The organism is Stenotrophomonas rhizophila (assembly GCF_001704155.1).
GTDB classification, from domain to species: domain Bacteria; phylum Pseudomonadota; class Gammaproteobacteria; order Xanthomonadales; family Xanthomonadaceae; genus Stenotrophomonas; species Stenotrophomonas rhizophila_A.
In genome coordinates this window covers 3785870-3802198 of sequence record NZ_CP016294.1, presented here as the reverse complement: position 1 = coordinate 3802198, position 16329 = coordinate 3785870, and the positions used below count along the sequence as shown (strand labels likewise).

17 protein-coding genes and 1 tRNA gene are annotated in these 16329 nt (G+C 62.8%); 9 read left to right on the top strand and 9 right to left on the bottom strand.

Going from position 1 to position 16329, the window contains the following annotated elements:
* Positions 1-2: 2 nt before the first annotated feature.
* A complete protein-coding gene (gene ribA / locus BAY15_RS16955) occupies positions 3-1139 on the bottom strand; it encodes a GTP cyclohydrolase II RibA (RefSeq protein ID WP_068854160.1) in 1137 nt (378 codons plus the stop codon).
* 65 nt (positions 1140-1204) lie between these two features.
* Positions 1205-2122: a lauroyl acyltransferase gene (locus BAY15_RS16950; RefSeq protein WP_068854159.1), complete on the bottom strand. Its 918-nt coding sequence runs from the start codon at positions 2120-2122 to the stop codon at positions 1205-1207.
* 73 nt (positions 2123-2195) lie between these two features.
* Between BAY15_RS16950 and dtd the strand changes: the two genes are divergently transcribed.
* The 5 genes from dtd (at position 2196) to BAY15_RS16920 (ending at position 7195) form a co-directional block, all read left to right on the top strand.
* Positions 2196-2636 carry a D-aminoacyl-tRNA deacylase gene (dtd, locus tag BAY15_RS16945; RefSeq protein WP_068854158.1) on the top strand — a complete coding sequence of 147 codons (441 nt, stop codon included), beginning with the start codon at positions 2196-2198 and terminating at the stop codon, positions 2634-2636.
* 89 nt (positions 2637-2725) lie between these two features.
* A complete protein-coding gene (gene rpoD, locus BAY15_RS16940) occupies positions 2726-4576 on the top strand; it encodes an RNA polymerase sigma factor RpoD (protein ID WP_068854157.1) in 1851 nt (616 codons plus the stop codon).
* Between the two features lie 389 nt (positions 4577-4965).
* Positions 4966-5041: transfer RNA gene (locus tag BAY15_RS16935), tRNA-Ile, on the top strand.
* 681 nt (positions 5042-5722) lie between these two features.
* On the top strand, positions 5723-6478 hold the full coding sequence (locus BAY15_RS18965) for a DUF1828 domain-containing protein (RefSeq protein WP_157771773.1): 756 nt from the start codon (positions 5723-5725) through the stop codon (positions 6476-6478).
* A gap of 270 nt (positions 6479-6748) precedes the next feature.
* Positions 6749-7195 carry a hypothetical protein gene (locus BAY15_RS16920; protein ID WP_068854154.1) on the top strand — a complete coding sequence of 149 codons (447 nt, stop codon included), beginning with the start codon at positions 6749-6751 and terminating at the stop codon, positions 7193-7195.
* 516 nt (positions 7196-7711) lie between these two features.
* On the opposite strand, the gene BAY15_RS16910 is transcribed toward BAY15_RS16920, so the two are convergent.
* Entirely contained in the window at positions 7712-8173 is a 462-nt protein-coding gene (locus BAY15_RS16910) for a DUF2442 domain-containing protein (RefSeq protein WP_083214217.1), read from the bottom strand.
* 752 nt (positions 8174-8925) lie between these two features.
* Between BAY15_RS16910 and BAY15_RS19605 the strand changes: the two genes are divergently transcribed.
* Positions 8926-9405, top strand: coding sequence for a hypothetical protein (locus BAY15_RS19605; RefSeq protein WP_068854151.1), 480 nt, complete (start codon positions 8926-8928; stop codon positions 9403-9405).
* Between the two features lie 189 nt (positions 9406-9594).
* Entirely contained in the window at positions 9595-9864 is a 270-nt protein-coding gene (locus BAY15_RS16900; RefSeq protein ID WP_068854150.1) for a putative hemolysin, read from the top strand.
* 13 nt (positions 9865-9877) lie between these two features.
* On the opposite strand, the gene BAY15_RS16895 is transcribed toward BAY15_RS16900, so the two are convergent.
* From BAY15_RS16895 to BAY15_RS16870, 6 genes are all read right to left on the bottom strand, one after another.
* On the bottom strand, positions 9878-11209 hold the full coding sequence (locus BAY15_RS16895) for a Fic family protein (RefSeq protein WP_068854149.1): 1332 nt from the start codon (positions 11207-11209) through the stop codon (positions 9878-9880).
* A gap of 316 nt (positions 11210-11525) precedes the next feature.
* A complete protein-coding gene (locus tag BAY15_RS19610; protein ID WP_250637311.1) occupies positions 11526-11720 on the bottom strand; it encodes a DUF2306 domain-containing protein in 195 nt (64 codons plus the stop codon).
* A 61-nt stretch (positions 11721-11781) separates the two neighbouring features.
* Complete coding sequence (locus tag BAY15_RS19705; protein WP_068854147.1) at positions 11782-11973, bottom strand: DUF2306 domain-containing protein; 192 nt, start codon at positions 11971-11973, stop codon at positions 11782-11784.
* A 90-nt stretch (positions 11974-12063) separates the two neighbouring features.
* Positions 12064-12843, bottom strand: coding sequence for an alpha/beta fold hydrolase (locus BAY15_RS16880; RefSeq protein ID WP_068854146.1), 780 nt, complete (start codon positions 12841-12843; stop codon positions 12064-12066).
* 138 nt (positions 12844-12981) lie between these two features.
* Positions 12982-13764, bottom strand: coding sequence for an SDR family oxidoreductase (locus tag BAY15_RS16875; RefSeq protein ID WP_068854145.1), 783 nt, complete (start codon positions 13762-13764; stop codon positions 12982-12984).
* On the bottom strand, positions 13761-14090 hold the full coding sequence (locus BAY15_RS16870) for a nuclear transport factor 2 family protein (protein WP_068854144.1): 330 nt from the start codon (positions 14088-14090) through the stop codon (positions 13761-13763). The genes BAY15_RS16875 and BAY15_RS16870 overlap by 4 nt, the downstream gene beginning before the upstream one ends.
* Positions 14091-14191: 101 nt before the next feature.
* Here BAY15_RS16870 and BAY15_RS16865 point away from each other — a divergent pair, with 101 nt between their 5' ends.
* Positions 14192-15136: a LysR family transcriptional regulator gene (locus tag BAY15_RS16865; protein WP_068854143.1), complete on the top strand. Its 945-nt coding sequence runs from the start codon at positions 14192-14194 to the stop codon at positions 15134-15136.
* Positions 15133-16098 (top strand): hypothetical protein, encoded by a 966-nt coding sequence (locus tag BAY15_RS16860; protein WP_068854142.1) that lies wholly within the window; start codon positions 15133-15135, stop codon positions 16096-16098. The genes BAY15_RS16865 and BAY15_RS16860 overlap by 4 nt, the downstream gene beginning before the upstream one ends.
* Positions 16099-16329: the final 231 nt, after the last annotated feature.

The window sequence follows — 16329 nt, the reverse complement described above, 5'->3', positions numbered from 1 at the left end:
GGCTATTGCGCGGCCTGGATCAGCGCGTCCACATCCAGCAGGTGGCCGGCGCGTTCGGCCTTGGTGCGCAGGTAGTGCTCGTTCTCGGCGGTGATGTCGCCGGTCACCGGCACACAGTCCACCACCTCGATCCCGGCATGGCGCAGGCGCTGGGCCTTGGTCGGGTTGTTGCTGAGCAGCTGTACGCGCTGTACGCCCAGGCCCTGCAGCATCGCCACCGCGCTGCCATAGCGGCGCTCGTCGGCGCCGAAGCCCAGCTGTGCATCGGCATCGATCGTATCCAGCCCATCGTGCTGGTAGCCATAGGCGCGCATCTTGGCGGCAATGCCGGTGCCGCGGCCTTCCTGGTCCAGGTACAGCAGCACCCCACCGCCCAGTTCCTTGAGCTTGCGCAGCCCGCGCCGCAGCTGGTCGCCGCAGTCGCACTTGAGCGAGCCGAACAGATCGCCGGTCAGGCACGAGGAATGCACGCGCACCGGTACCACGCCGGCAAGATCGGGGTTGCCCACGATGATCGCCACCTGGTCGCGCTGGGCCACGCCGCCGCGGAACACCGCAAATTCGGTCATGCCCACTTCGCGCAGCGGCACCGGCGAGCGCGCCACCAGCTCATAGGCGTGGGCGGCCTGCTCGGCGCCCTGGGCCAGGTCGCACAGCGATACCTGCGCGCAGCTGTCGAAGCGGGCATCGCCCGGGGCAAGCAGTACCCCGACCATGGCCGGCAGCAGCAGGCCCAGCCGGGCGATTTCCACCGCGCCCTCATCCAGGGCCTGCCCGGCGGACCAGCCAGCCGGCATCGGCTCGGCATCGCGCAGGTAGCTCAGCGAGGGCAGCGCATCGAAGTCGACCCCGGCCAGCGGGACGCGTGCGCCGTCTTCGGCGGCCACCCCCAGCACCCGCGCGCGGGTAGCGGTCAGGAACAGGTAATGCTGCCCGGCGGCCACCCCGGCAAAGGCGGTGTAGCTGCTGCGCGTACTGCTGTCCAGGGCAATGAAAGCCAGGCGCTGGCCGTGGCCGTCATCGATCACCACCGGGCGGCCGGCACGCAGTTCGGCCACCGCGCGCTCGCAGCGGATCGCGGCCGGATCGCCGAACGGGGAAGAAGCAACTGGGGACATGGCAGGGGCCGTGGGGGACATCGTGGTTTCACAGTGGGGTCGGAAGGCGCCGATTCAATCGTGGCCGATGCGACGCAGCGTCGCGCTCAGTGCGGATGTCGGTCGGTGGCGTACGGGTCCACTTCGTCGCTGTGCGGCGGGCGCAGCGTGTAACGCTTGTAGGTCCACTGGTACTGGGCCGGATCGCGGCGGGCAATCGCCTCGATGCCGGCATTGAGCGCACTGGCGGCCGTGCGCGCGTCAGGATCGGCCACGGCGACGTCAGCCGGCGTGATGTGCAGGGCGAACTGCATGCCCGGCCCGGTGCGTTCGCACCAGCCGTACAGCACCGTGGCCCCGGTGCGCTCGGCCAGCCGGTTGACCAGGGTCATGGTCAGCGCTTCCACCCCGAAGAACGGGGCGAACACGCCATCGCCGGCCTTGGGTTGCTGGTCCGGCAGGATGCCGGTGGCGCCGCCGTCCTTGAGCACCTTGAACAGCTGGCGCACCGCCGGCCCTTCGGCCCGGACCTGCTGCACGTTGCTGCCGCCCCGGACCAGCTGCAGGAATTCATCGCCCACCGCTTCATCCGGCGCCTTGTAGACGATGGCGATCGGCCCGCGCGAGGCCAGCCACTGGTTGAGCAGCTCCCAGTTGCCGTAGTGCGGGGCGGCCACGATCACGCCCTTGCCGCTGGCCAGGGCCGCGTCGTACAGCGCCTCGCCATGGCGTTCGGTCAGCAGGGCCAGGTTGCGGTCGCGCGGACGGGTCCACAGGCGCAGGGTTTCCACTGCCTGCAGCGCGGTCGAGCGCAGCACCGCCTTGTGCAGGGCGTCGCGGTCCTCGGCCGACAGCTCAGGGTAGGCCAGCTCCAGGTTGCGCCGGGTCACCCGGCTCTCGCGGGCGTTCAGGGCGATCCATAGCCCGGCCAGGCCATGGGCAAAGCCGCGCAGCCAGGACCAGGGCAGGCGGGTGAACAAAGCGGCGGCGCGGTAGGCCAGGCGGGCAGTGGTTTGCGGTTTCATCGGGGCAAAGTCTAGCCGGTGCAGGCGCTCAACCCCTAAGGTAGGCCGCTTGTTCATCCTGGAAAGCCCCACCATGCTCGTCCTCATCCAGCGCGTTACCCAGGCAAGCGTCAGCGTGGACCACGCCGTAGTCGGCCAGATCGGCCCGGGCCTGCTGGCCCTGGTGGGCATGGAGCCGGGCGATACCGAGGCCCAGATCCGGCGGATGGCCGATCGCCTGCTTGGTTACCGTGTGTTTGCAGATGAGAGCGGGAAAATGAACCGATCCCTGGGGGAGACAGGGGGCGGCCTGCTGCTGGTGAGCCAGTTCACCCTCGCGGCAGACACAGCCAGCGGGATGCGCCCGGGCTTCAGTACCGCCGCGCCGCCTGACGAGGCTGAACGTGGATTCAACAGATTGGTGGAGATCTGTCGTCAAAAGCACGTTTCAGGGGTGGAAACCGGTCAGTTTGGCGCCCATATGGTTGTCAGCCTGATCAACGATGGTCCGGTGACCTTCCTGCTCAGACCCTGACCCCGGGACCACCGCCCGGGCCCGAGGGGCGCTGGGCTGGTATAATGCTAGGTTCTATTCCCTATCCCTGCCGGTGGCGCGAGCACTACATGGCCAACGAACGTCCTGCCCAGCAAAACGACATCAAGCTTCTGATCAGCAAGGGCCTGGAACAGGGCTACCTGACCTACGCCGAAGTCAATGACCACCTGCCCGACGACATTGTCGACCCGGAGCAGATCGAAGACATCATCGGCATGATCAACGGCATGGGCATTGATGTCCATGAAGTTGCGCCCGATGCCGAAACCCTGCTGCTCAACGACGGCAACACCGGTAACCGCGAAGTCGATGACACCGCGGCCGAAGAAGCTGCCGCCGCACTGAGCGCACTCGACACCGAAGGTGGCCGCACCACCGACCCGGTGCGCATGTACATGCGCGAAATGGGTACCGTGGAGCTGCTGACCCGCGAAGGCGAAATCGCCATCGCCAAGCGCATCGAAGAAGGCCTGGGCCAGGTCCAGGCTGCACTCGGCACCTTCCCGGTGTCGGTGGAATCGTTGCTGGCCGATTACGAAGCGCACAAGGAAGGCAAGAAGCGCCTGGCCGAAGTGATCGTCGGTTTCAACGACCTGGTGGAAGAAGTCCCGGCCCCGGTCGTGGCTGAAGACACCAGCGACGACGCCGATGCGGACGCCGACGAAGACGAAGAAGACGGCGACGACGTCGAAGAAGAAGCCGGCCCGACCGGTCCGGACCCGGAAGAAGTCGCCCGCCGCATGGCCGAGCTGGCTGCTGCCTACGCTGCCTTCAAGAAGGCGGCGACCAAGGCCGACCGCAAGCCGCTGACCAAGCTGCGCGACGACATGGCCGCCGTGTTCGTCACCCTGAAGCTGCCGTTGCCGCTGACCGACGTGCTGGTCAAGCAGCTGCGCGACGTGATGGCCGACATCAAGGGCCACGAGCGCCGCGTGCTGAACCTGGCCACCGTGACCGCCCGCATGCCGCGCAAGGACTTCATCCGTTCCTGGGAAGGCAACCAGACCAACCTGGAGTGGGTGGAAGACGCACTGAAGCGCAAGCAGAAGTGGTCCTCGGCCCTGCGTGACGTCAAGGACCAGATCATTGCCGAGCAGCAGGCCACCATCGACATCGAGAAGAACACCTCGCTGGAGCTGGAAGAGCTGAAGGAAATCAGCCGGGCCATGGCCTACGGCGAAGCCAAGGCGCGCAAGGCCAAGAAGGAAATGGTCGAGGCCAACCTGCGCCTGGTGATCTCCATCGCCAAGAAGTACACCAACCGCGGCCTGCAGTTCCTCGACCTGATCCAGGAAGGCAACATCGGCCTGATGAAGGCCGTGGACAAGTTCGAATACCGCCGCGGCTACAAGTTCTCCACGTATGCGACCTGGTGGATCCGCCAGGCCATCACCCGTTCGATCGCCGACCAGGCGCGCACCATCCGTATTCCGGTGCACATGATCGAAACGATCAACAAGTTGAACCGCATTTCCCGCCAGATGCTCCAGCAGTACGGCCGCGAGGCCACGCCGGAGGAGCTGGCCAAGGAAATGGACATGCCGGAAGACAAGATCCGCAAGGTGATGAAGATCGCCAAGGAGCCGATCTCGATGGAAACCCCGATCGGCGACGACGAGGATTCCCATCTGGGCGACTTCATCGAGGATACCAACGTGGAGTCCCCGATCGAGAACACCACCAACATCAACCTGTCGGAAACCGTACGTGACGTGCTGGCTGGCCTCACCCCGAGGGAAGCCAAGGTGCTGCGCATGCGCTTCGGCATCGACATGAACACCGACCACACCCTCGAGGAAGTGGGCAAGCAGTTCGACGTCACCCGCGAGCGCATCCGCCAGATCGAAGCCAAGGCGCTGCGCAAGCTGCGCCACCCGAGCCGCTCCGAGCAGCTGCGCAGCTTCCTGGACATCGATTGATTTCCAGGTAGTCGCGTAAATGAAAAAACCCCGCTTCGGCGGGGTTTTTTCTATGGGTTGCCGCCAGCGACGGACGGATCGGGCTCCGCCGCATCGCGCCGGACGCTGGCACACATGATGCTGGGGTCGGGTAGGGTCGGTTCCCAAACGACCGCCGACCTCGCCAATCGGTACGGTAACGCATGGCCCCAACCGAAGATCGCTCTTGCCCGCCCCGGCGCCTTGCCGCGCTGATCAGGCCAGTGGCGCCATGTAGCACTGGCTATCTCAAGCGTGACACGGGCCCGAACGCCCGCCAAAGGCACTGGAGTGGGGCATAGCACGCCCTGCTTCCACCGGTCCCCAGTAGCAACCCCCGCTTCGCCTCCACTACACTGTGCAACCGCGAAGGGCCTATAGCTCAACGGTTAGAGCAGAGGACTCATAATCCTTTGGTTCCAGGTTCGAATCCTGGTGGGCCCACCAGCCAGATCAGGCGCATCGGATGTGCCGGGATCGTCTGCGCGCATTTCTATCGCCTATGGAACTGACGGAATCCATAGGCAAGGTCCAATTGGCGAGTGCGGTCTCGACGCGTAGGAGCAGCACAGGAAATGTCCCCATTTCGCCAGTACGGCTTCGTTGGGATGGGGTGCGCGCTTTGACCGGACGGGGGTTGAATGGACGCAGTGCGACAAGACATAGCCCGGGCGCGTCAGATCGTCGCTCAGCCAAAGCAATGGGCTGGCCCTGATGCGGTGCCGTGGAGAGCCGCTCTCGCCAGACGCAAGGGCTTCGAATTCACAGCGGCTTTGACCATCGACGCGACTCAGCCCGAGGGTCTTTTCGTCAAGGGATACTTCAAGGCAGACGGGATCGGGAGAGTGCGTGACAAGCTATCCCTTAGCCTGGTCCACGGAGCCCGGCTCGTGGGCTCGATGAGGGTGGAATGAACATGCACCGCAGCCATGTGGGAGTGGGGAGGCCTTACCATGGACTGCGGGTAGGAGTTCCCCACCTCCACACCATATCGGATGACGCAATCGAGGGGTATGCTGAACCCATCGAAGTGGCGCCGCTGGAAGAGCTATGGGAGCTGTTCCTGCGGCACGCCAACATCACTCTCGCACCGAAACTTTCACTGCCAGTCATTCAGCGGCCACTGCTATGAATCTGTCTGCCATTGCCAACGTTCTCAACGGACGATACGTCCCCATCGGCGAGGACCATGGCTTCATCGAGTCGAGCCTCACAATCCCCAGGGATGGCACCCTGCTGGGGGCCTACTTGTTTGATTGCGGAAACGGCGAAGTGCGTCTGACTGATGATGGGGACACGCTCTTCAATGTTGCAGCCGCAGGTGCGGTAATAAGCAAATCGAAAATATCAAAGTACCGCGACATCGCAACAGAATGCGGGGTGACTTTGACAGAAGATGGTGAGCTAACTGCGAACTGCAGAGAGACATCTGCGAGCATTGCATTGCCGCGCTTCTTCGAGGCAGCACACCGGATAGCAATCAGCAGTCTGGCCCATCGTCCGAAACCGTCTTCAAACTTCATTGGAGTGATCGATGAGGTGCTGACCCGTGCCATGCCAAAGCGCGTCACTCGTCGATTCACTGTGGTCGGAGCAAGCGGACATCAATTGATGTTCCCGTTTGCGCTTGATGCTGGCTCCGATAATCCGATCCTCCTCCAGACGGTGTCTGCAGACCACGGAGACGTGGATTGGGCTGGGGTGTACCAGGCGGATGGAAAGTTCCGAGACGTGATGAATACGGGAGCGAAGATCCGCCGCATCGCCGTCGTTGAGCAGGCCGACGCTACTCAGATTGCCCAAGCGCGAGTCGCACTTGGCGATTCTGCGGATGTGATTTTGTTCAAGTCACCGGAATCCCTTATCAGCGCCCTTGCCGCCTGACTTCAAACTGCGGCCATGTTCTTTCAACGGCTTTGCTGATCTCCCTCGACGGTCGAGGGTGTCAGTCTCGCCCAGACCGTTTGCGCAGAAGGTGGCGAATGAGCGTGGGGTGACGGTGTACGCACCCAATACACAGGTCTGGTTCACTCGGAAGGGCGTTACAGGGGCCATGCCTAGAGTCGGGGGTAACGGGCCAGATCCTGACTGGTCCAATCCTGGCCACTGTTCTCCCATCTACCCGCAATCGCCGGTGCCAAGATGAAACTAGTAATGCCCGTGGTGTTGCTTATAGCTGTTGCATTCGCACTGGCTGGCTGTGAAGGCGAGCGAGGCGTCCCCGACGATAATGAGATCATGAGTCCAAGCGATGCGCACATGATTCCGGAAAAGGAGCGTGCATTGGTGGAGGCGGCCGCGAAGAAGGGCGATCTCGAATCCGTGAGGCGATTGATCGCGCACTATGAGGCGCTCTCGGGGAGCGACGAAATTGCCGAGAAGTGGAAGGCAACCGCTCGCGAGCTTGGTGATTCGAACGAGCTGTACTTCTACGCATCAAGTACTGTCTTGGCGGCAAGGCGGGAGAGCGATGCAGCGAAGCGACATGCAATGCTGCTTGATGCCTTGGAGGCGGCCAAGCGATCCGATGCAAGTAAAGCCAATGCAGCTGCACAGCAGCTCATTCGTGAGGTAAGGCGGCAAATGGAGGTCGAGCGGTAGGTCCGCAATTGTCCGGCTGCGGCATGCAGAGTCTGCTGGTCAAAGGGGCGGTCGCGACGCCTGATACATGGGAGTGAGCTGTGATGAAAGCACAGGTGGAGCGCGGTGTTGGCGCTGTCCAGGGTCAATCCGAGAGGAAGGCGGGGCGATGATGCGTGCGCCATCCAGGTGGAGTTGGTTGCTCTTGACTGCGTGGATAGCGCTGCCGGCACTGCTCTGGTGGTGCGCGACGCTGCTGGATAACCTGCACTTGTTCATACTCCACCAAGCGTACTATCTGCCGCTTGGTAGTTGGATGGGTGAGCCTTTCTTCCGGCCTGACTCCGAAGTAATGTTCTTGGTAATGCCTGCAGGTCGGTTATTGACGGCTCTCGTTTACGCGGGCGTCGCGTGGATGTTGATGGTGGTCTGGCGACGCTGGCGAATGCGTCGCCTTTAACGGCCAAGGGGGCACGGATCTAGTAGGAGTCGCCGGGCGATGCTCCATACGCGACGGCGCGATGCGTGGCGCAAGACTTATCGTATGCCTCCAAGGTGCCCGCACTCCCGAGACTCCCATCCAAGTATCGCCAGCTCTACCGTCTTCGGAATGGGTCGCTCACCGCTGCGGTAGTGCGCCAGCATGCGGCGGCTGATGCCAAACGCGTCGGCTGCGCTGTCAAGCGACAGGCCATGGTGGTGCAACCAGGTGACGACCTGCTGATGTGAGTAGCAACCTGCCTGCTCAATTGCCATTGCCCGCAGGTTGTCGCTGGCGAGAGTCAGATCGTCGTCATCGGCGAAGATTACGCCGCGGTTCCACTTATCAGGCGACACAACGCGGAATATGTCCGGCTCGGCAAGCCTTGCAAGCGAGGGATGCTTGTTGATTACCTCTCGGAGATCAACAAATACATCAATGCCGTCGCCAAACTGCAGCCCGAGGTGACCAGGTGCCAAGGCGATAACGTTTCGAATCAAAAATTGTGGCTGGTTCACGGATTCAACTCCTCCCACTTGCCGCTGAGAACTTGCATGTTTGCCCCAGCCCACGCGAGGAACTCGGCAAGTTGCGAGGCTTGATGGAGCCGGACATTCCCGAATAGCCTGCCTGCGGCCACTGTCCATGAAGCGGGCTATGGCGGCAGCCGATCACCTGGTACGCAATCCATTCGCGTAAGAGTGCCTCGTTCGTGGACGAACCGGCATCAAGGCAGGCCAGGTTGCGGTCGTTGTCCAGCACTTCCAGTCACGCAGTCCACGGCGTATTTGTATATGAACCGGAGCGCGGTGCAATGCAAAGCATTGAATCGTACGGCATAAATACATGGCACTTGCCTCCAGCTGACGGGGTGAGGCTCTTGCCGATCTAACCTCCAATCTGACCAACATGGAGCGATGATTTTTGCCGTATGCGGAGCTTCTTGGTGGACAACTTATGCCTCCAGGCTGCGGACAATTTATGCTTCCACGAACGGCCTCCTCTGCATACGTGTATCGCGTGGAGAGTTGTGGCAAGCCCCATGTCGCGAAAGGCCGGCGACGCCAGTGCACGCTTCACATTTCGTGGGGGCGCTGATACCCCGCGCACAGATTGATGTCCGCCGCGTTGACGCGCGGCACTCTCAAGAATCAGGATGGCATCGTCACCGCAACATCGGTGGCCGGGATTTGCAGCCCGAAAAGCAAGGCGCATCAGCGCCCAGCCCGTTGCAGGGCGCTGGATCTCAACTCAACTGAGGAATCCCGCCATGTCATCCGAAAATCTCACCGCGCCTACGCGTACATCCGTCGACTTCACCCACTACTTCGGCCAGATCGCCGATACCCTGGAGTGGGGGAGCTCGACCTGGCTTACGCTCGAAGAGCATCTAACTGCCAACGACACGCCATTCGAGGCGCTTACGCTCAGCGATGTCATTGGTGCCATACACACCACCCGCAGCGCACACCCTCACGCACCGGGTACCTTGGTCAACCGGTTGATCGGCGTGGACGATGTATCCAGGACGGATCTGTTCCGGGTCATCCGCGAGCTGCTGCGCATCTATGACCTGCGCATCGTGGAACTGCTGGCACTCATCGACATCCTGGAGCACTGCCCGGGAACCGTGGAAGATCTGACCATCAGGAACCTGCTGGCGTTGATCTCCGTCGTGGATGTCTGCAACTTGCCGCTTACGCCTGCGGCTGTTACGGAAGCCACCAAGGCGGCTGCGGCGGTGCACTAGCGCCCTGGAGGTGTCCGTGACTGCCCAGCTGGGGAGCGGATGATGGAGATGCGGCCCGCGCATGTTGTCGCGGGCTATGCGGAGAGTCGCCGGACCAACGGTCCGGCGCTATCGGTATTGCTGCTACAGAACGTTCACAACTCCGGTTCCACACTGCCTGAGCCACTAGGGCAGTTCTGGAGATGGCTCATGCGTCGCATCAATTTCGCCGTGCTCGCTGCTGCCATCGCGGTCGCCGGAGCAGCGGGGTGTTCCCAGCAGAACCAGGAGGCACGCGAGAATGGCGTTCCTGTTGGCATGGCCAACCCGGCGTCCGAGTACTGCGTGAAGCGCGGTGGCAAGGTCATGATCGAGAAGGACCGGGATGGCAACGAGCGGGGCATCTGCCACCTGCCGGACGGCAAACGGATCGATGAGTGGGAGCTGTTCCGGCGGGAGGCTCCGAAGAAGCCGGGCTAGCGCCCAGGGCCTGCTAGTTCTGGAGCAGCTCGGCGATGGAAGCAACCGGCACGAACTCGTTGGCTCGACCGACCTTGTGCCGTTCCAGCAGTCCACCCTCGACCAAGGCGCTTAGATCACCGAGAGCGGTGGGATACGAAATCTGATGAGCGGATCGATGCGTGGCGACCGTGTAGGCACGATCAGGATCCTTGATGGCGTTCGCCAGCAACGCCCGCTGCCTATGGTTCAACTCCAGGCCCGCTACGTGCGACTTGCGCAACACCCGGCGCACGCGCCGGTTCTCGTCATTCTTGCTCTTTATGTACTGGTGAAGTGCCGTAATCGATTGCTCGATGGCATCCAGCTGCTGCGAAACGAAGTACGTCATGTCCGAGTCGTCGTGTTCGGTATACAGGTAGGCCCGCATGTAGTTGCCCTGCGACTTCTTCAGGACACTTGAGATGGAGAGATACTCGGTAAGCCAGTACCCAGCGTTCATCATCGCCCAGTAAAACAGAACGCGGGCGGTACGGCCGTTGCCGTCGCAGAAGGGATGGTCGTAGCCAATCTGGAAGTGGATGGCTATCGCTCTTACCACCGGATGGATGAAGGGCTCTTCGTCCTGGCTGTTGGCGAACCTGCAGAGCCTTTCCAGCCGTTCTCTGACTTCACGTGCAGGCGGCGGCGTGTGCAGCACCGTATCCGAACCCCGATCGAAGATGAGGACGTTGTCTTCCGCATCGCGCAACCGTCCACAATCGCTCTTGGATTCCAGGGTTCCTTCAGTCAGCAGGGCGTGCAGCTCCAGAATCTCGTCTACGGAGAAAGCGCGCTTCCCTCGTTCCCTCACCAGCTTCATGGTGAGGTAGTTGTTGTAGATCATCCTCTCGCTTTGATCCCGTGGCTGCCGCCCGGTGCTGAGCATCTCTTTTGCGACTACACGGGTTGTGGCTGCGCCCTCCAGCTGCGATGACGTCATTGACTCTTCGATAAGGGAGCGCATCAGGAAGCGCCCCTGCCCGCCGGAGTTCTCCATGCCTTGGATTGCGCCCGCCGCCTCGCGGTCGATGTAGTGAAGGTTCTTCTGCAATCGGTCGGTGATGGAGATCGTGAAGTGTGTCCCATACTTGTCCAGCAACGGAAGGCTTCGCTTCAGGCCAAGCCGCGCGAACTTGATGCTGGCCCACCAAGTGCGGGATGTCAGTCCTTCGGGCGGGGTCTTGTGGCGCAATTTGTCCCAATGGATGTAGTCACCCTTCACTTCAGGAGATGCGCTGCCCATCATCAAGTCCATGAGGGTCCCGGCTTTGGCGGCCTCTTCCATGATTTCGTTCAGTTTCGGCGGGTCTACGGGGATCTTCATGGGAACGAACTATAAAGTTTGACTAAGTTTTATAGCAAATTACAGTTCGCGGGAAGACCTAGGCGACGAGAACTCCCGCAGGGCTGTGGGTTTTCGTCGCATTTGATCGTGAGACTTCGCTGAACAAGAGTGAAATCGCCAAGGGGCCCAGCGAGCGCGGGTGCCTCAAAAGGCGGGCCTGGCCGAATCCTTGGGATTGATAGGGCGGACGTATCAACGACCTATAAAGTTTGACTAAGTTTTATAGCAACTTTCTAGCAAGACCAAGACCTTCGGACGCTTCATCGTTGGCGTGATAAGTCGAACCGACCGTGCCCTAGGCGGCAGGCAGGGAGGCCGCTCCAGCCCCCGAAGAGCCATAGAACAGCCACTCCGCCAACAGCAGATTGGGCAGCCAGCAAAGCCACGCAATAATCGGGTATGCAATATCGAACGGGATGCCTAGCACCATGGACGACGGCAGATAGATGCGTAGCGTCACGGCTGCCAGGGTGAGCGAGAAGTTGCGCACCATCCACCTGCGATGTTCGGCGACCGCGCCCTGGCGAATGCACAGGAAGGCCTTCGTGCCGTTAAAAAAGCCACATCAAAGCAAGCGCCGCAAATCCGATCTTTGCCGCAAGACCGCCAAAGGCAAACGTGGCCATGTAGAGGCCTGACAGGCCGCCCACCAGTACGCCTACTGACAGGTACGCCCGGCCAGCCCAGCGGTGCGCGGCTGGATAGCGCTGGCGCAAGCGGGTGGAGAACTGGAACGGGCCCACTGCCAGTGCCACGGTCGACGCAAAGATGTGCTTGTAGATCCCTGTGCTCTCTTGGGACTTGCAGCCGCACCCTTTCCCTGTTGTACCGGCTTACCGGTGCTGCTGCCCCACGTCCCTGGCGGCACGATCAATCGTATCGGCCACCACCTTCGGCTGGGTCATGAATACGGCATGGCTCGCAGGCACTTTGGTGATCTGCGCGTTGATGCGTTCGGCCATGTGGATCAGCATTGCCTGATCAAACGCCTTGTCTTCAGTGGCGATCACCGCCCAGCTCGGCTTGGTGCGCCACGCCGCTTGCGTCACTTTAGTGCCAAACGCCGACATGTTGATCGGCACCTGCGAATCGCGCAGGAATGCCGCGTCCGCATCGGTGGTGTCATGCGCAAAGCCTGCCTTGAACTTGTCGGGCTTGATGAAGCCAAACCCGTCGCTTCCAGTCTCGATCACGAACTCAGGCGTGGGCGCAAAACCGGTGTACAGCTGCGCCGTGGTCTCGCCCGCATCCGGCGCCAGCGCTGAGACGTAGACCAGCCCGGCAACCTTGTCGTGCACACCCGCTTCGGTAATCACGGTGCCGCCCCACGAATGCCCGACCAGGATGGCCGGCCCATCCTGACGATCCAGCACGCGCTGGGTGGCCTTCACGTCGTCAGCGAGCGAGGTCAGCGGGTTCTGCACGATCGACACGTGGTAGCCACGCGCGGTCAGGTCGTCGTACACCCCACGCCAGCCGCTGCCATCGGCGAAGGCGCCATGCACCAGCACGACGTTGTGCACCGGTTGGTCGCGAACGGCGTCGCTGGCCTGGGCGGGGGAGAGGGCGGCCGCCAGGGCGACCGCGAACACTGCAGGAATGAGCTTGAACATGGACGACTCCTCGGTACGGTGGGATTGCGGGGGCGGCGTTGGCCGGCAGGGGTACTTTGCCGGCGACGAGCGAACGATCGGTCGCATAAAGTCCTGATAACTTGATCCGGCGTCCAAATCGCCCCGGACCTGCGTCCCTCACACCGTAGGCACTGTCCCGCCGTCGATGGTGTACTCCGTGCCCGAAATCGAAGCCGCGCGTGGCGAGACCAGGAACGCGATGAGGTCGGCCACCTCGCCCGGCTGCGCCGGTCGCCCCAGCGGAATGCCGCCCAGCCCGTCCATGACCCGTTTCCTGCCGCCTTCGTAATCGGTCTGTGCTTCGGCCGCGATACGTTCGACGAAGGCGACGGAAGCTTCGGTTTCAATCCAGCCCGGCGCGACCCGCACCACCCGCACGCCCTTCGGCGTGACTTCCTTGGACAGTGCCTTGCTGTAGGTGGACAAGGCGGCCTTCGCTGCGGCATAGGCGGTGGTCGCCTCGGGCAGCGGCAGGGTGCGCTGGATCGAGGTGACGTGCAGGATCACGCCGGATCCCTGCGCGATCATCGTCGGCAGCAGTGCGCGATCCAGCCGCACGGAAGACATCAGATTGAGGTCCAGCGCGTTGGCCCATTCGGCATCATCCAGCGCGGCGAACCCGCCGGCAGGTGCCGATGAGCCGCCCGCCACGTTGATCAGCACGTCGATGCCGCCGAGGTGATGCAGCGTTGCCTCGCCGGCCTGGCGGGCGCCTTCAGCGCTGGCGAGATCTGCTTCCATGTAATGCACACCCTTGATGGGCGCGCGCGGCAAGGTACGCGCTGTTGCCACCACGCGTGCGCCCAGCCCCGCCAGCAGCTCGACCACCGCTGCGCCCAGCCCGCGCGTGCCGCCGGTCACCAGCACGCGCTTCCCGGTCAGTTCCAGATCGAAGTTCATGCCCCGATCTCCAGCCGGGCGATCTTTCCGCGCTCCAGGGTGAAGGCGTAGCGCAGGTCCAGCGGGCTGCCGGGGAAGTTGCCCGCCACGGTGCTGGTGACCAGGTAGCTGCGGCCATGCTGCTCAAGCGCGTGCGGCGTGGCGGTGTAGCTGTAGCGGGCGGCGGCATCGGTCTTCCACGCCGCGATGGCCGCGGGCCCGGCATGGGTATGGCCCTCGTCCAGCACCACTCCATCGCGGGTGAAGCAGCGGGCCACGGCCGCGGCGCCCTGGCTGTCGGCATGGAAGTAGGCGGCTATCGGCTCGGGCAGGTTCAGTTCTTTCATGGCAGTGCTCCAGTGGGTTCGGGGTGGAGCAAGCGTGAGCCGATCTGGAGGGTAAGAGAATCGCCTATGATCGGATCAGACCATGTAGGGAACAGTGCACAATGCGCGGCGCTGAATTCGCGGAACTGAAGGCCTTCGTGGCGGTGGTGGATCGCACCAGCTTTGCCCGGGCGGCCGATCACCTGGGCCTGTCCCGGTCTGCCCTGAGCCAGGTCATCCGCCAGCTCGAATCCCGCCTGGGCGTTCGCCTGTTGAACCGGACCACCCGCAGCGTGTCGCCCACCGAAGCCGGGCGCCGGCTGCATGAGCGCATAGCGCCGATGCTGCGCGACATGGACCAGGCCGTGGCAGAAGCGGTCGGTGCCAACGCGCGCGCGGCGGGCACGCTGCGCATCAATACGCTGAGCATGGCGGCGAAGAAGGTGATTGCCCCGCGCCTGGGCCGGTTCGCGCAGGCGCATCCGGAGGTGGTGCTGGACATCGTGATCGACGATGGCTTGGCCGATATCGCCGGAGAGGGTTTCGACGCCGGGATCCGGGTGGGTGGACGCCTGCAGAAGGATATGGTGGCGGTACGGCTCACGCCGGACATCGAACTGCTGGCGGTGGCGTCGCCCGACTACCTCGCCAGGTCTGGTGAGCCCAGGACACCGGATGACCTCGGTAACCACGCCTGCATCAACTGGCGTTTCCCGGGCAGCGGAAAGGTGGCGGGATGGGAATTCATCAAGCGCGGCAAGCGCGCCGAGTACGTCGGCGAGGGCCCGCTGATCTCCAACCACCAGGACATCGTGGTGCCTGCTGCCCTGCAGGGGCTGGGTATCCTGTACGCCTACAATGACGATGGGATCGCCGAGGCCCTGCGCGATGGACGGCTGCGGCGCGTGCTGGCCGACTGGTCGCCCACGGTGCCGGGCCTGTATCTGTACTATTCCAGCAGGCGTTACCTGCGTCCCGCGCTGCGCGCCTTCATCGACTGCCTGCTCGACCGCGACCTTGGCGGTGACGATCATGCCTCGCCTTCCCAGCACCCCGGAGTTCCATGAGCGCCAGCATCAGCGCGTTGTCGCGCATGGCCATCCTTCTCGTTGCCGTGCCGCTGCTCCTTGGAGCGTGCGGAAGGACCAGCCGCGAGACCGTGTTATCCGCCGATCCGCTGAAGGTCGTGGCGGTGACGCAGAGCACGCTGGACATCAATGTCAGCGAATACCGGAAGTACACCCGCTATGACCTGTACGTGGATGGCGAGAAGCTGTCCGACGCTGGATTCGCAGCGTTGCTGCAGGACCCGGAAGCACTGAAGGATCGGGTTGTGCACAGCGACGTGGTGGTGCTGGATGCATCCTCCATCCTTCTGGCATCGCACAACGACACCGGTGCGCGCTGCTGGATGACGCGGCTTTCTGCCAGTGGCGGTGAGGTGCATCTTCAGAAGATCATGAAAAGCAGCATCGACTGCGCGCCCGACCCGGCGCCGCCGGGATGGTCGGCGTTTTACGATGAGGGCAGCAATCTGCTGTTGGTCCGCCACACGCCCTTCCATGTCTACCCTATCGCAGGGTACTGGTACGTGCTCTGGATCCAGGGCGACGTCGTCGCCGTTTATCAGAAGGACCGAGAGCAGGAGCGCCTGGTCGTAAGGCTGGTACGCATGTCCTCCCAGCAGGCACTCGCCGAGCAGATATTGCCGATGGACACTTACGCCGAGCCCGACCTGATGAATGCGTCACCGCAATTGCGGCAGCAGTGGCTGATGGATAACTTCGCCGTAGCCACGGCTCCTGCCGCGTCGCTGCAGCTGCGCGCGGACAACCGGCTCAAAACCATATCGCCGGAGACATGGACCGAGTACAAGGAGATCGATCGCCTCAGCCGCGAGGAAGACGCACGCGACCAGGCCGCTGCCGCAGCCCGCGAACGTGCGTTTTACGAGGAAGTGCTGAAGGAAGAAGCGGCAAGGCAGAAGCCCGCAGTGAACACAACGCCCGGATTGCCGACTCAGCGTTGAGCCTGCTGCATACCAGGCAGCACAATCTGGTTTGCCGCACGGCGATGCTCAATCATGCGGATCAGTAGGTGATTCGTATCTGTGCCATGTCGTCCGTGGTATCGCCCTGATTTCTGTCGGGTCACTCTGGGACGAGCGCGCCAGCTTCGCCATACGCTTACCCTGCGTGTGCGTAGGCAAAAAGAAGGCGCCGGATCTGCATCCGGCGCCTCTCGCAACACGGCGGCCATT